Origin of the sequence: Amycolatopsis sp. NPDC049688 (assembly GCF_040674975.1) — a bacterium.
Taxonomy (GTDB): Bacteria; Actinomycetota; Actinomycetes; order Mycobacteriales; family Pseudonocardiaceae; genus Amycolatopsis.
On record NZ_JBFANY010000006.1, the window covers coordinates 148,933 to 164,190 of the forward strand.

Annotated in this window: 12 protein-coding genes; 5 read left to right on the forward strand and 7 right to left on the reverse strand. The window is 71.1% G+C overall.

Features of this window, described 5'->3' with window-relative positions; genetic code table 11:
• Positions 1-89 precede the first annotated feature (89 nt).
• Positions 90-944, forward strand: a complete 855-nt coding sequence (locus tag AB0J55_RS21855; RefSeq protein ID WP_364251195.1) for a LysR family transcriptional regulator — start codon at positions 90-92, stop codon at positions 942-944.
• Positions 945-1,041: 97 nt separating this feature from the next.
• On the opposite strand, the gene AB0J55_RS21860 is transcribed toward AB0J55_RS21855, so the two are convergent.
• From AB0J55_RS21860 to AB0J55_RS21870, 3 genes are all read right to left on the reverse strand, one after another.
• Entirely contained in the window at positions 1,042-4,836 is a 3,795-nt protein-coding gene (locus tag AB0J55_RS21860; protein WP_364251198.1) for a hypothetical protein, read from the reverse strand.
• Positions 4,837-5,610: 774 nt separating this feature from the next.
• Positions 5,611-6,456 (reverse strand): hypothetical protein, encoded by an 846-nt coding sequence (locus AB0J55_RS21865; RefSeq protein WP_364251201.1) that lies wholly within the window; start codon positions 6,454-6,456, stop codon positions 5,611-5,613.
• Positions 6,457-6,539: 83 nt separating this feature from the next.
• Entirely contained in the window at positions 6,540-7,418 is an 879-nt protein-coding gene (locus tag AB0J55_RS21870; RefSeq protein WP_364251204.1) for an AraC family transcriptional regulator, read from the reverse strand.
• Between the two features lie 87 nt (positions 7,419-7,505).
• Between AB0J55_RS21870 and AB0J55_RS21875 the strand changes: the two genes are divergently transcribed.
• A complete protein-coding gene (locus AB0J55_RS21875) occupies positions 7,506-8,411 on the forward strand; it encodes an MBL fold metallo-hydrolase (RefSeq protein ID WP_364251207.1) in 906 nt (301 codons plus the stop codon).
• Between the two features lie 59 nt (positions 8,412-8,470).
• Here the strand turns inward: AB0J55_RS21875 and AB0J55_RS21880 are convergent, their stop codons facing one another.
• Both AB0J55_RS21880 and AB0J55_RS21885 read right to left on the reverse strand, forming a co-directional pair.
• A complete protein-coding gene (locus AB0J55_RS21880; RefSeq protein WP_091305953.1) occupies positions 8,471-9,073 on the reverse strand; it encodes a response regulator transcription factor in 603 nt (200 codons plus the stop codon).
• The gene (locus AB0J55_RS21885; RefSeq protein WP_364251210.1) at positions 9,070-10,209 is read right to left on the reverse strand and encodes a histidine kinase; all 1,140 of its coding nucleotides are present in this window, start codon (positions 10,207-10,209) and stop codon (positions 9,070-9,072) included. Before AB0J55_RS21885 ends, AB0J55_RS21880 begins: the two co-directional genes overlap by 4 nt.
• A 108-nt stretch (positions 10,210-10,317) precedes the next feature.
• On the opposite strand from AB0J55_RS21885, the gene AB0J55_RS21890 reads away from it, so the two are divergent.
• The 3 genes from AB0J55_RS21890 to AB0J55_RS21900 are packed head-to-tail and all read left to right on the forward strand — an operon-like array spanning position 10,318 to position 13,392.
• The gene (locus AB0J55_RS21890; RefSeq protein WP_364251213.1) at positions 10,318-11,202 is read left to right on the forward strand and encodes an ABC transporter ATP-binding protein; all 885 of its coding nucleotides are present in this window, start codon (positions 10,318-10,320) and stop codon (positions 11,200-11,202) included.
• A gap of 10 nt (positions 11,203-11,212) precedes the next feature.
• Positions 11,213-11,932: an ABC transporter permease gene (locus AB0J55_RS21895; protein ID WP_364251216.1), complete on the forward strand. Its 720-nt coding sequence runs from the start codon at positions 11,213-11,215 to the stop codon at positions 11,930-11,932.
• Between the two features lie 26 nt (positions 11,933-11,958).
• The gene (locus AB0J55_RS21900) at positions 11,959-13,392 is read left to right on the forward strand and encodes an alpha/beta hydrolase (RefSeq protein WP_364251219.1); all 1,434 of its coding nucleotides are present in this window, start codon (positions 11,959-11,961) and stop codon (positions 13,390-13,392) included.
• Positions 13,393-13,458: 66 nt separating this feature from the next.
• Here AB0J55_RS21900 and AB0J55_RS21905 read toward each other — a convergent pair whose 3' ends face one another.
• Both AB0J55_RS21905 and AB0J55_RS21910 read right to left on the reverse strand, forming a co-directional pair.
• The gene (locus AB0J55_RS21905) at positions 13,459-14,595 is read right to left on the reverse strand and encodes an ATP-binding protein (protein WP_364251222.1); all 1,137 of its coding nucleotides are present in this window, start codon (positions 14,593-14,595) and stop codon (positions 13,459-13,461) included.
• Positions 14,595-15,248, reverse strand: coding sequence for a response regulator transcription factor (locus AB0J55_RS21910; protein WP_364251225.1), 654 nt, complete (start codon positions 15,246-15,248; stop codon positions 14,595-14,597). Before AB0J55_RS21910 ends, AB0J55_RS21905 begins: the two co-directional genes overlap by 1 nt.
• Positions 15,249-15,258 lie beyond the last annotated feature (10 nt).

Here is a 15,258-nt window from a genome sequence, read left to right on the forward strand (position 1 = left end):
CGATCCTCACCCGCCTGCGGGCGCGGCGGCCAACACCGATCCGGTGCACTGTGATACTCGCGAGGTATCACAGCCGGCTACGCTGTGGCATGGACACTGTGGAGACCCGTGAGCTGCGGTACTTCATCGCCGTCGCCGACGAACTGCACTTCGGCCGGGCCGCCGAGCGCCTCGGCATCGCCCAGCCCCCGTTGTCCCGGGCGATCCAGCAGCTCGAGCGGCGTCTCGGCGTCACGCTGCTGGAGCGCAACCGCCGCGGTGTCTCGCTGACCGGCGCCGGGGAAATCCTGCTGCAGGAGGGCCGGGTGGCGCTCGACGCGACGGCCGCCGCGGTCCGTCGCACCCGCCGCGCCGGCAACCAGGACGGCTCCCGCGACCGGCTGGTGCTGGCGGTGAAGGCGGGCGCGTTCCACGAACTGCTGAACAAGCTCCTCGACGCCTACGCGGCCGAGCCCGGCGCCGCCGAGATCGAGGTCCTGCCGAGCGGAACGTGCGAGCAGGAGGAGATGCTGCGCGACGGCCGCGCCGACGTGGCGCTCATGCACACGCCGTACAACTCACTGACCGGGTTCGACAGCGTCGCACTGATGACCGAGCCGCAGGTGGCGATCCTGCCCGCCAGACACCCCTTGGCCGAGCGGAAAACGTTGTCCCTCAACGACATCGCGGACGTACCCGATCTTCCGCTCGCCCGCTGGGCCGGCAACGGCACCTACCAGCCCGGCCCAGGACCCGAAATCCACGACCAAACCCAGCTGGCCCAGCTGATCGCCCTCGGCCGCACGGTGGCGGTTTTCCCCGAGTCCGCCCGCACGTGGCTGTGGGAGGAGCACGCGGCCGTCCCCTTGCGCGACGCTCCGCCGGTCACGACCCACATCGTCTGGCCGGCGCACAGCCGGTCCCGCGTCCTCGCCGAGCTGATCCGGACAGCATCACGACTGTGACGGCGCCGGCTCTCTCCAGCTCGCCGGCCGCGCCCCTGGGATCAGCAGAACAGTTCCGGCATCGATGAGCGGCCTTGAACACTGGTGCCGGAGCCGGTCAGGTTTCGCTTGAGGGTAAATACCTCCGGCGTTCTTCGGAGGTGAGTTCCCGGGTGATGTGGCGGTTCGCCTGAGCGAGGACTTCTGTGATGGATCCACAGGCGGGACAGCGCCAGATTCGGATGGTGCCGTCGTCATGTGTGGTGACATATCGACCGTCAGCGAGTGAAGCGACGGTCGATGCGGCGGCACGGAACCCACTGAGTACCAGCGGTTCACTGGCATCGGCTGTTTCCCAGAAACGGACGGTGGCGTCAAGGCCGACGGTGACCAGCAGGCGACCGTCTTGGCTGAAGGTCACGCCTCGGACCGCGTCCTGGTGACGGCCGTGCAATGCGACCGGGCCGGCGCTCTTGGCCATGTCTGCGACGTTCCAGAGGTGGAGGGTGCCGTCATCGGATCCGACGGCGAGGTGGGCTCCGTCACGGCTGAAGGCCAGCGTCCGGGGGCGTCGGACGTCGCGGGGCAACGCGGTGAGACTGCCTCGGGCTTCGAGGTCCCAAAGCAGGATTCTTCCGCCATCGAGGGTGGCAAAGCGACGTCCATCGGGACTCCACCACCCGGAACGAAGCGTGGACCAGGACGCCGCACCACCAATGAGAACTGTTTCCGGAACCGGTTGAGCGGATGAGCTTTCGGGGGTGTTCCAGACGTACGCGATGTACGCCTCGGCGACGCCGGCAAGCCGGTTGCCGTCCGCGTTGAAAGCCAACCGCACCACCAGGCTGCCGGAGGACGGTTCCCTCAGCCGAATCGGCGCAGCAGGTTGCCCGGTTTTCCAGATGTCGACGGTGCCGTCCTCGTGGACAGCAGCGACCTGACGCCCGGTCGGGCTGATGGCCACGTGAACCACCGGTTTGGTGTTGCCGGCCAGCAAGATCGGCGCGCGGCTGACAGAAACGTCCCACAGGCAGACCGTTCCGTCCTGGCCCCCACTGACCACCACGCGCCCGTCTTGGCCGGCCGCGACGCTGACGGCACGTCCGCGTTGACCACGCAGCACCGTCAGGTCGACGACCTCGTCGAGGTCCCAGATCTTGACCGTCCCGTCATTGTCGGCGCTTGCGACGGAGTGCCCGTCGGGACTGAACGCGACAGACCCGACAGACCCGAGGTGCCCCCGCAACACCAGTGGCTCGGCAGCAAGATCGGCATTCCAGATCTTCACCGTGCCGTCGTGGCCGGCGCTCGCGATCGAGTGCCCGTCGGGGCTGTAGGCCACGTCGAAGGCGCCGCCGTCATGTCGGCCGAGCACCACCGCGTCCGCCGTACGGGCGAGGTCCCATACCCGGACCGTGCCGTCGGCACCCGCTGACGCCAGGTGGCGGCCGTCCGGGCTGAACGCCACCGCATCCACCGCGCCCTCGTGGCCACGGAACACCGCCGGACTCCCGCCGTCGGCGAGGTTCCAGAGCCGGACTGTGCCGTCCTCTCCAGCGCTGGCCAGCCACCTCCCGTCGCGGCTGAACGCCACGTCGAAAACGTGACCGTCGTGGCCACGGAGCACAGCAGGGTGATCGTCGCCGGCTGCGTTCCAAATACGGACGGTCCCGTCGTGATTGGCACTGGCCACACGTCGGCCATCCGAGCTGAGCGCAATCCTGCCCCGCTGAGACGGCAGGTCGACGCTCCTGCGCAGCAACATCGGCTGCGCTCCTCCGGCCAGGACCTGCCCCCAGTCCCACACCCACAAGCCCTCGAAGCCGACCGCAGCGATCCGACGGCCGTCCGAGCTGAACACCGGACTGGACAACGGCGATCCGTCGGCGCGCAGGGTCTGCGTCGTGGCTCCTGCGCCGTGTTCGGTATCCCAGGTCCGCACCTGGAGCGTGCCGTCGAAGTCGCTGGTAAGGACGTGCTTCCCGTCCTGGCTGAAGACCGCACCGGAAGACCCGCCTCTGCTCAGCGTGGTACGGATGTGCGAGCCGATGGTGGCCTGCCGAAGCACGGCTTCGGTGTCCTCGGACGGCGCGGTGCGGTACGCCTCGCGGGCCAGCAGCAAGCCGAGTTCGGGATCGACCTGGAGTTGCGCTCGGGCGTCAGTGACCAGCTGACGGCCCACCGCCAGCTTCCGCTGATCATCAGCCCGAGCAGCCATCACCAGCGCGACCACCGCGAGGACGGTCACGATGACAGTGGCCGTGCTCAGACCACCGACGGTGAACCGGACCCGGCGCCGCCGAGCCCGGCGTTCCCGTTCCACGGCGTCGCGGCCGGCGTCCAGGAATGCGCGCTCGAGGTCGTTGAGCGGGCTGGTCGGGCGCTCTTCCCAGGTATCGAGACGTGCTCCCCGGTACAGCAGGCCGGCGTCCCGCTCGTGCCGGTCCCACTCGGCAGCGGCTTCGGTGAGCCGCCGGTGGATCCGGTGCCCGTCACGGTCGTCGGCCAGCCAGGTGCGCAGGCGAGGCCAGTGCCGGATGAGCGCCTCGTGCGCGATCTCCACACTGTCGTCCCCCAGCGTGATCAACCGCGCCCGCGCCAGCGTGTCCAGCACCACGACGGTGTCGGGGTCACCGATGCCGAACTCCTCCCGGGCAGTTCGGCGTTTGGTGTCTTCGGTGCCTTCGCCCAAAGCCGTAAGGCGGAGGAAGATCCGCTGGGCGATGTGCTGTTGGCTGGTATCGAGCGCCTGGTAGGTCTGTTCGGCGCTGCGGGCCAGCGCGTGCTCGATACCCCCGGCTGCCTCGTAGCCGGCGACGGTCATGACCGCGCCTTGGCGACGCAGCCACGTCTGCAACAGAGCGTGCGAGACCAGCGGAAGCATCCCGGCTTGGCGGGTGGCATCCCCGACCAACCGAGCGACCAGGGCCGTTTCCAGCCGATACCCAGCCTGCTCGGCCGGTCCGACGATGGCCCGACGGAGCTCATCAGTGCTCATCGGGCCGACCAGGACCTGCGCGTCGTACAGGGTCGACACCAGCCGGTGATGGCGCCCGCAATGTTCGAGAAAGTCCGCCCGGACACCGAGCACCACCCTGGCCCGGCCGGCCGGGTCGGTCGCGGCGGTCACCAGCGCGTCGATGAACCGCCCGCGCTGCGACTCGTCACCACACAAGGTGAAGAGTTCCTCGAACTGGTCGACGATCAGCACGACATCGGTTTCGGCAGCGGTGTCGACTACAGCCTGGCGAATACGCAGATGAAGATTACGCGGATCTTCGGAAAATTCTTCCCGCAGGACTCCCGGCGCTTCCCCGAGGAACCGCGCCAACCGGACCGCGCATTCCTCGAACGGGCGTTCCCCGGGAGTGAACACCACGACCGGAGGATCGTCCTCTTCGCGCCCGGCGGCCAGGTGTGCGGCCAATCCCGCACGAAGCACCGAGGACTTGCCGCAACCGGACGGTCCGAAAACTCCGAGAAACCGGTGCCGGGTCACCTTCTTCACCAGGTCGGCGACCAGTTCGTCCCGGCCGAAGAACCGGTCGGCGTCCTCCCGCTCGAATGCGGCCAAGCCCAGATACGGTGCCTCGTCATTCGTGTCGGACGGTTCGGTGTTCGTCGCGGCCAATTCGGCCGCGACCGCCCGCCACCGCGTCGCCCATTCGGCCGTATCGCCGCCGCAGGCAGCGACGTAGGCCACCGTCACCGACAGGGTGGGCAGTTTGCGGCCGCCGGCCGCCTCCGACAGCGCCGCCGCGGAATAGTGCGCCCGCCCGCCAAGCTCCCGATACGTTGGCCGCCCGGCCTTCTCCCGCAACAACCGCAGGTCACGAGCGAACCGCAGCACCACGCCGTCCCCGCCCTCCAGCGGCCGCTCGCCACGCGGCAAGGCCACCACCTCCGCCGCCATTGTTCAGCGACCGTTGTCCAGAGTCCAGCAGCGGACACTGAACAACCCACACGCCGTACACAGGCATGGCAACCACCCGCAAGATTCACCACGCTCCGATTGCGGCCGCCACCGGTCGGCCGGTTCGGAGCCGCATCTCCGTCCACCACACCAAGCGGAACCAGCGCCGACAGAACAAGCCACAGAGCGGGGGGGGAATGGGGGAGGTGGAGTGCCGGTGATCGGCTCGTAGCGAGCCGATCACCGGCACTCCGGTACCAGCGCCAGCCGAACAGGGGCACATGATGGGAACTCTTCGGCTCGTATACCGTCGTTGGCGTCACCGCGAATCGCAGAGGTGCGGGGGACGGAACCGGTGGGCACGGGCTCGCCGCTGTCGCACGCGGTGCTCGCCCGTGGAACGTCTGAGCCAGGTCCTCATCACCGGTGCTGTCTCCGGCATCATCCGCACGATCCTCACCTGGATCACCCACGAATTCGGCCTCTGACGACGCCCCGCCGGCGGACCGGCACAACGAAAAGCAACGGCGTATCGACCCGTCAGCGGCCCCCGTATGAGAATGCGAAGGCTCGGCTGCGCAGCACTCGCGTCGGTGAGCCTGCTCAGCGGGTGCGGCCCGCTGGCACCCGAGCGCGTGCTGACATAGCCACCCGCCCCCGCGCAGACCGCAGCGCCGCTGCCCCTGGACCAGGTCGACAAGCCCTCGACCTGGCCGAATTCGACACCGACCCGTGCAGCCTGCTCACCGAAGACCAGGTAGCCGCCGGCTTCGCTCACGCAGCAGAATTACTGTGCTCCGCTCGGTGGGCGGCCGCGTAATGCGCGGTGCCGATTGCCCCGGCGACAGCCAGGACGAACCCCGCCGCTGCTGCGGCTGTGAAGCCCTCGCGGACGCGGTCGTCGAGGACCACCACGCCGATGAGCGAGGACACCGCCGTGTTGGTGGTGAACATGATCGCGGTGACCGCGGTTGCCCGGCCGCGTTGCAGGGACATCGCGAACGCCACCGCCGCGACGAGCCCGTTGGCGATCATCGCCCACAGCGCCGGTGCCAGGGCGAGGTGCCAGACCGGCCCGGACACCTCCAGCGTCCGCGCGGCGATCCCGACGGTGCTGAACCCCAGCCCGGCGCAGAACCCCAGCACGATCGGCGACCAGCGGCCGTCCGTGCGCTGGGCGACGAACGCGATCACCGCGATCACCACCGCCACTCCCACCAGCAGCAACTGCCAGCCGGGCGGCAACGGGCGCGCGGGGCCCGGATCCGCCGACAGGCCGAGCAGCACCAAACCGGTCGCCCCCACCCCCAGCGCGGCCCACCCGGCGCCGGCCAGCCGGACGCCGAGGATCGCCGAAATCGTCGCGGTCACGCCGACGCTGAACGCGAGCACCGACTGGACCAGGAACAGCGGCAGGCGATGCAGGGCGGCGGCGGCGAAGCCGAACCCGAGCAGATCGACCCCCACCCCGAGGAAGTACAGCGGCTGCCGGCGCAGCGCGACCAGGTCCTGAGGCGAGCCGCCGAAGGCACCGGCCCGCCGGACCCCGGCCGACTCCAGGATGGAACCGCTACCCGAGGCGACGGCGGCCAGCACGGCGAGGACGTATCCGAGGATCACCGCCCGAGTGTGCCAGTCCGTCCACAGCCGACCGGGCCGGTGTTCCGGAACCGGGGCCGCACCGACGTGCCGAGGCGCACCGATCAGTGCCGGTGGACGCCCCGGAAACCGCCCGGCGCGATGCCGAACCGGCGCTTGAACGCGTGCGAGAAGGCGAACGTCGAGGTGTAACCGACCCTCCCGGCGATCGACGGCAAGGCCAGGTCGGTCTCCTGCAGCAGACGTGCCGCCGTCGTCAGCCGCCACCAGGTCAAGTACGTCATCGGCGGCTGACCCGTCAGCGCCGCGAAGCGGCGGGCCAAGGTGGCCCGGGACAGGCCCACCCGGGCGGCCAGGTCTTCGATCCGCCACGGCGCTTCGGGGTGCTCGTGCAGGGCTTCCAGCGCGGCCGCGACTTCCGGGTCCCGCAACGCCTGCGGCCAGCCCGTGTCCGGGTGGCCGGCCAGCCAGGCCCGGATCAGGTAGACCAGCAGCAGGTCCAGCAGGGCGGTGAGGACCGTGGTCGCGCCCGGCCGCCGCTCGCTCACCTCGCCACCGAGCAGGTCGATGGCCGCACGCAGTTCGGGGTGCCGCCCGATCTCGGCCGGCAGGTGGACGAGCTCCGGCAGGCTCGCCAGCAGGGGGTGCCGCCGAGCGTGGGACAGCCGGTACTTCCCGCACAGGAACTCGGTGCGGCCCGCCGGCTCGGCCACCGCCGTCTCGAACGGCACCGCGCCGGCCGCGTCCGGCGTCGAGGAGAGGACGTGGGCGCTGCCGTGCGGCACCAGGATCGCGTCGCCGGGCCCGAGCGCCACCGGCTCCCCGTCGTCCGGGAGCAGCCAGCCGCTGCCGCGCAGCAGCACATGGAAACCCGCACCCTCGTACGGCGCGAAGCGGTAGCACCAGTCCGGACCGGCCTGCAGCCGGTTCGACGTGGGCTGCCCCACTCGCACCGCGGCGATCGCGTCACTCAGCACGTCCACGCCGAAAGCGTAGCTCTGAGACGATCGAGCATCAAAGCAAGCAGATCACGCATGGAAACGCTCAGCTGGGCGTCCTAGCCTGGTGTGATGCACATCGGTGACGTCGAAGTGACCAAGGTCGTCGAGTGGCAGGGCGAGATCGCCCCGGCGCGCACGATCATCCCCGGCAGCCCGCCCGAGCTGTGGACCGGCAACGCCGGCTGGCTCGCTCCCGACCACTGGAACCCCGAGACCGGCGGCTACCGCGGAGCCGTGCAGACCTGGGTGCTCCGCAGCGAAGGCCGGGTGATCCTGGTCGACACCGGGGTCGGCAACGACCGGCACCGGCCGCAGATCCCCCTGTTCGACCACCTCTCGACTCCCTTCCTCGCGCGGCTGGCCGCGGCCGGCGTCCGGCCGGAGGACGTCGACGTCGTCGTCAACACCCACATCCACTACGACCACGTCGGCTGGAACACCGAGCTCCGCAACGGCGACTGGGTGCCCACCTTCCCTCGCGCCACCTACCTCATCCCCCGCGTCGACCAGGTGTACTTCGACCCGGCCAACTCCCACCGCCGCCCCACCCCGCGCACCCCGCACGAGCAGCTTCGCCGGGAAGGCAGCCTGCTGGTCTACGCCGACAGCGTCGCCCCCGTGCTCGGCCGGGCCGAACTGTGGGAAGACCGCCACCGCCTCGACCGGAACCTGATCCTCGAAGCCGCCCCGGGCCACACCCCCGGCTCGTCGGTCCTGCGCGTGTCCTCCGGCGCGGACCGGGCGGTGTTCGTCGGAGACCTGCTGCACAGCCCGGCCCAGATCCTGGCCCCGGAACACAGCAGCTGCTTCTGCGAAGACCCACGGCAAGCCGCAACCACCCGGCGCGCGACCCTCGAACGCGCCGCCGACACCGGCGAGCTCGTCATCCCCGCCCACTTCGCCGGACCGGGCGCAGCGGAAGTCCGCCGGAACGGCAGCCGGTTCGCCGTCCGCCGCTGGGCCGCGGAGGGCTGAACCTCCGGCACGCGCATCGAAGTTCCTGAGCCGCTCGTTGCCGCTTTCCTGGCTGTCCGCTACAGCCAGTCGTGCTCACGGGCGTATCGGGCCGCTTCGTGGCGGGTGCGGGTCTGGGTCTTCTGCATCGCGTTGGACAGGTAGTTGCGGACCGTGCCCTCCGCGAGGTGCAGCTGCCCGGCGATGTCGGCCACCGAAAATCCCTCGCGGGTTGCGCGCAGGACGTCCAGCTCGCGGTCGGTCAGCGGGCAGTCGTCGACGACGGCCAGGGCCGAGACGTCCGGGTCGATCCAGCGCTTGCCCGCGTGCAGGGTCTTGATCACCGAGGTGATGTGGGCCGGTTCCGCCGCCTTGCTGACGAAACCCTGGACGCCGAGCTTCAGCGCCTTGCGGAGCACGCCGGGGCGGGCGTGGCGGGTCAGCATGAGGATCACCTGCTCCGGCCGGGCGCGGCGGATCTCCTCGACCGCGCCGAGTCCGTCCACGCGGGGCATCTCGAGGTCGATGACCAGCACGTCCGGCCGGTGTTCGAGGGTGGCCGCGATCGCCGTCTCGCCGTCGTCGGCCTCGGCCAGCACCGTGATCTCGCCTTCCAGGGGCAGCAGCGCGGCCAGTGCCTTGCGGAGGAGGGCTTCGTCGTCGGCGAGCACCACCGTCGTCATCGCCGGGCCTCCTTCGGCGCGGGAAAGGCCGCCGCGGTGCGGAAGCGGCCGCCGGAGTGCGAGACTTCCAGCTCGGCGCGGTGCTCCGCCAAGCGCTGCCGGAGCACCGCGAGCCCGCCGAGCTCAAGCGGGCCGGTGTCCGGGGCGCCGTCGTTGACGATCGCGATCCCGCGCCGGGTGAGCGTGATCCCCACCTGGCGGGCTTCGGCGTGCCGCAGGATGTTGGTCGTCGTCTCGCGCAGGACCTGGCCGAGCAGCTCGCCCGCGGCGTTGTCCACTTCGGACTCGCGGGTGACGCGGACGTGGATCCCCGCGGCCTCGAAGAGGTTCTTGGCGTTCTCGAGCTCGGCGGACAGGTTCAGCCGCCGCTGGGCGTAGGCGAGTTCCTTGGTCCGGACGATGGTTTCCCCGACCAGGTCGTGCACCTCACGCAGTTCCTCGCGCGCCCGATCCGGTTCGCGGTCCAGCAGCTTCTCGGCCAGCGCCACCTTCAGCTTCACCACGTGCAGGGTGTGCCCCTGGATGTCGTGCAGGTCGGACGCGAAGCGCACCCGCTCCCTCGTGACGGCGAGGTCCGCTTCGCGCTCGCGAGACTGCTCGAGCTCCGCGATCAGGTCGAAGAAGCGCTGGCTGACGAACATGAAGGCGGTCGAGACCAGCATGGCGGCCGCGGGCACGGCGGCGAACTGGAACAGCCGCCAGCCGATCCGGTCGTCGTGCACGAGCGCGTTCGTCGCGCCCAGGGCCACGATCAGCACCGTCAGCCCGGCCAGCGCGGCGAGCCGGTGGCGGGGCAGCGGCGGGATGAGGTACGACCCCACGACGGACAGGCTGAAGAACGCGGCGGTGTCGTCGGTCAGCGACCCGGCCAGCGACACCACCGCGGTGACGGCCAGGCTCGGCCGCGCGACGCGCAGGTAGTCGCCCGCGGTCCAGCGTTCGGCGGTCGCCAGCGCCGCGACCAGCCCGACGACCTGGAGCACGACGTGCCACCAGGTCCGGGCGGTCAGCAGCAGCAACAGCACCCCGACGATCGCCAGCGGCGGGACGGTCGTGATCAGGTTCAGCCGGCGCAGCCGTTCCTGGACCTTCCCGCCGGTCCAGGACGTCCTGCGCGTGATCGTCGGCACCTCCACCAGCCGAGCGTATCCGGCTGAGCGGGCCGCACCAGTGACACCACGTCACGTATCCGAATGACGCCGCCGCACTGCCGGGCCGCGGCGATCCACGCTGGAATCCGGGGCATGTCCACGACACCGGTCATCGACGTCGATCGCCTCACCCTCACCTACGGCGGCTTCCCCGCCGTGAAAGACCTTTCGTTCCAAGTGGATCGCGGGGAGCTGTACGCCCTGCTCGGCACGAACGGCGCCGGCAAGACCTCGACCCTGGAGACGGTCGAAGGCCACCGCGCGCCCAGCTCAGGTGCTGTCCGGGTGTTCGGGAAGGACCCCCGCGACCGCGCCGCCGTCCGCCCGCGGCTGGGGATCATGCTGCAGGAGAGCGGGTTTTCCGCCGACCTGACCGTGCGCGAGACCGTCGGGCTGGTCGGGCGGCTCACCGGACGGCACGACGACGTCGGGCGCGTGCTCGACGTGGCCGGCCTCACCGGCAAGGCGGGTACCAAGGTCGGGCAGCTCTCGGGCGGGGAAAAACGGCGGCTCGACTTCGCCACCGCCGTCTACGGCACGCCCGAGCTGGTCTTCCTCGACGAGCCCACCACCGGCCTCGACATCCAGTCGCGGGACGCGCTGTGGGACGCCGTCGACCGGCTGCGCGAGGACGGCTCCACGGTCGTGCTCACCACGCACTACCTCGAGGAAGCCCAGCAGCGCGCCGACCGCATCGGGCTCATGCACCAGGGCGTCCTTCACCGCGAAGGCACCGTCGCCGAGCTGACCCGGACGCTGCCCGCGACCATCCACTTCGGACTCCCGGCCGACGCGCCGTCGCCGCCGTTGCTCGCCACGCGGGGTGCGGACGGCAAGTTCCTCGTCGAGACCTTCGGCCTGCAGAAGGACCTGCACACGCTGCTCGCCTGGGCGCAGGACCAGGCCGTGGAGCTGCTCGACCTGCAGGCCGGGCCGACGCGGCTCGACGACGTCTTCCGCGCCATCGAACACTCCTGAGGAGAAGCCCATGTTGACGATCGCTCGCGGCGAGCTGCTCCAGCTCTTCCGCAACCGGCTCGTGCTGGTCACCGCGCTGGTGCTGCCGGCCGCGCTCAGCGCGTTCTTCATCGCCCGGCACGACGTCTTCGCCGAGATGGGGAGCCTCGGCTACATCGCGACGCTGACGTTGTTCTTCGTGCTGGGCATCGGCCTCTACACCACGACGGTGACGACGCTGGCCGCCCGCCGCCAGAACCTGTTCCTCAAGCGGCTGCGCTCGACCGCGGCCGGCGACGCCGGCATCCTCGGCGGGCTCCTGCTGCCGGTCACCGCGATCGCGGTGGTCCAGATCGCCGTGCTGCTCGCGGTGCTGGCCGTGGTCACCGGGAAGCCGGCGAACCCGCTGCTGCTGGCCGCCGCCGTCGTGGCCACCGTGGTGATGATGCTCGCGCTGGGCCTGGCCACGGCCGGGCTGACGAACTCGCCGGAACACGCGCAGGTGACCACGCTGCCGATCAGCGTCGGCGTGATCGCCGTGGCCGGCTGGGTCGGCCTCACCGGCACCGGCGAGCTCACGCTGCTCAAGCGCCTGCTGCCCGGCGGTTCGGCGGCCGAGCTCGTGCTCGACGCGTGGAACGGCGGGAAACCGGCCGCCGACTCCCTGCTGCTGTTCGCCCCGACCCTGGCCTGGGTCTTCGTCGCGGTCGTGCTGGCGACGCGGCTCTTCCGCTGGGAACCGCGCCGCTGAGCGCGGCGCGAACGAAAGGAATTCCGATGCGCAAAGCCTTGCTGGTGGCTGCGATCGCCGTGCTCGGCGCGACGACCGCCGTCCCCGCGGCGTCCGCCGCACCGACCACCCTGGACTGGGGACCGTGCCGCGCCGGGGCGTTCCCGACACCGGACCTGCAGTGCACGACCATGAAAGTCCCGCTGGACTACCGGGATCCGGACGGGCGCGCGATCGACATCGCCGTGTCGCGCCTGCCGAGCAAGAACCCGGCGAAACGGCGGGGCGTGCTGCTGACCAACCCGGGCGGTCCCGGCGGCGGTGGCCTGGACTACCCGCAGCTGCTGAAGCTCGTGCGGATGCCGCAGGACGTGCTCGACGCCTACGACATCATCGGGTTCGACCCGCGCGGGGTCGCGCACAGCACCCCGGTGACGTGCGACCTGACGCCGGAGCAGATCGCGGTCGGCAACCTGCCCTACCCGAACAGCCCGGCCGACGTCGTGAAGCAGGCCGCGCTCGCGAAGCGGGAAGCCGCGCAGTGCGCCGGGTCGAAGACCGGATCGATGCTGCCGTACATCACCACGGCGAACACCGCGCGGGACATGGACCGCATCCGGACGGCGCTCGGCGAGCCGAAGGTGTCGTTCCTGGGCGCGTCCTACGGGACTTACCTCGGCGCGGTCTACACGACGCTGTTCCCCGAGCGCAGCGACCGGATCGTCCTGGACAGCAACCTCGGGCCGGGCGGGTACGACATCGACGCGATGCGCGGCTTCGGGCGGGGCATGGAGGACCGGTTCCCCGACTTCGCGGCGTTCGCGGCGAAGCACCCGGAGTACCGGCTCGGCACGACGCCCGCGCAGGTGACGGCCAAGTTCCACGAGCTGGCCGCGCGGCTGGACCGCACCCCGGTCGAGGGCGTCACGGGCTCGGTCTTCCGCGGCTTGACGTTCGAAGGCCTGTACTCGACCGACCTGACGAAGCTGGCCGAGGACTGGCAGGGGCTCGATCAGGGCCGGGCCCCGAAACCGCCGGCGGAACCGGTGACCGGGGTGGAAAACCTGCTGGCGTCCCGGTTCGCGGTGATCTGCGGCGACTCGGCGTGGCCGCGCTCGATCGCGAGCTACCAGCTGAACGTCGCGGTCGACCGGATCCGGTACCCGCTGCTCGGCGCGGCGACCGCGAACATCTCGGCGTGCGCGTACTGGGCTCCGCCGGCCGAGCCGCGGGTGCGGATCACCGGCCACGGCCCGGCGAACGTGCTGATGGTGCAGAACCGGCGTGACCCGGGCACGCCGTTGTCCGGGGCCCGCAAGCTGCGCGCGGCGTTCGGGGAGCGCGCCCGGATGATCACGATCGACCAGGGCGGGCACGGGGCCTACCTGTTCACGACCGGCAAGTGCGGGAACTCAATCGTGACCGAGTACCTGGTGAGCGGGAAGCGGCCGGACGACACCTTCTGCGCCGCGGGAAGCTGACCGTGGGCGGTGCCACCCCGTCCCCGGGGTGGCACCGCCTCTTCGGGCCACCCGTGGTCGTCGCCGTCATCGCGGCCCGGCATGGGGGAAGGCCACGATGATGGCCAGCCCGCCGTCCGGACGCGCGGCGGCGTCGACGGACGCGCCGTGGGCGGTGGCGACCGCCCGGACGATGGACAGGCCCAGCCCGAGACCCTTGCCGGTGCGGGCCGGCCCGAGACGGTGGAACGGCTGGAAAAGCCGCTCGACTGCGTCGGCCGGCACGACCGGTCCGGTGTTGGCGACGGTGAGCACCCCGTCCCGGCACGACACCTCCACCGTCCCTCCCGCGACGTTGTACCGGATCGCGTTGTCCACCAGGTTGTCCACCAGGCGCTCGGCGAGCGCGCGGTGGCCGGACACCGGACTCGGCTCGATCCCGGCGTGGACCGTCACCCGGCCGGACGGGTGGGCGTGGACGACGTCGCGGGTCACCTCGCCGAGGTCGAACGGGTGCCGGACGTCGATGCCGACCTGCCCGCGGGCCAGCGTGACCATGGCCTCCATGAGCCGTTCCTGCTCGACCCCGGCCGCGAGCACGCGTTCGTGCGCCTCACGCAGCGACGTCACCGTGGCGTCGGGGTCGTCCAGCGCGACCTGGCCGATCGCGCGCTGGCGGGCCAGCGGCGTGCGGAGCTCGTGCGACACGTTGGCCACGAACTGGCGCTGCGCCCGGAATGACGCCTCCAGCCGGCCCAGCAGCTCGTCGAAGGTGTCGCCCAGCTCCTTGAGCTCGTCGGCGGGGCCGGCGAGGGCGAGGCGCCGGTGCAGGCTGGTCGCCGAGATGTCCCGGGCCGCCGTGGTGATCGTCTGCAGCCGGCGCAGGATCCGGCCCGCCACCCACCAGCCCAGCACGAGCGCGAGCACCACCGTGATGGCGAGCGCGATCGCGGACTGGACGACCAGCTGGTGCAGCACCTCCTCCCGCTGCGCCGCCAGTGCCCGCCGCGCCTGCTCGGCGACCTGCCCGGCCTCGCCGGCGGCCGGCGGTCCCAGGGGACCCGGTGCCGGAGGACTGCCGGGCAACAGCTGGAGGAACCACACGTCGCTCGGCTTCACCGCCCGCCGCAGCAGGAAGTAGGTGACCGCCAGCAGGCCGACGCCGCACACCAGGAACAGCCCGCCGTACAGCAGGGTCAGCCGCAGCCGCACAGTCCAGCGCATCAGATCCGGTACCCGCTCTTGGCGACCGTCTCGATGACCGCCGGTTCGCCGAGTTTCGCCCGCAGCCGGCTGACCGTGATCTTCACGGCGTTGGTGAACGGATCGGTCGCCTCGTCCCACACCCGTTCCAGCAGTTCCTCCGCGGACACCACCCGGCTCTGGGCCGCCAGCAGCAGTTCCAGCACACCGAACTCCTTCGGCGCCAGGTCCAGCGGCTGGTTTCCGCGCGTGGCGCGCCGTCGTGCGGTGTCGACGACCAGGTCACCGTGCCGCAGGACCGGCGGCACGGCGGGGTGCGCCCGCCGCGCCAGCGCCCCGATCCGCGCCACCAGCGCCCGGAAGTCGAACGGCTTGGGCAGGTAGTCGTCGGCGCCGAGCCCGAGCCCGTCGACCAGGTCCTCAGTGGTGGCCGCCGCGGTCAGCATCAGGATCCGGCACCGGCACCCGGCCGCGATCAGCTCCGCGCACACGTCGTCGCCGTGCAGTGCGGGCAGGTCCCGGTCCAGCACGATCACGTCGTAGTCGTTGCACAGCGCCCGTTCCAGGCCACTGGCGCCGTCGAGTGCCACGTCGACGGCGATCCGCGCCCGGCGCAGCCCGGCGGCCACCGTGAGCGCCATCTCCTCGTCGTCTTCCACCACCAGAACCCGCACGCCGCCCAGT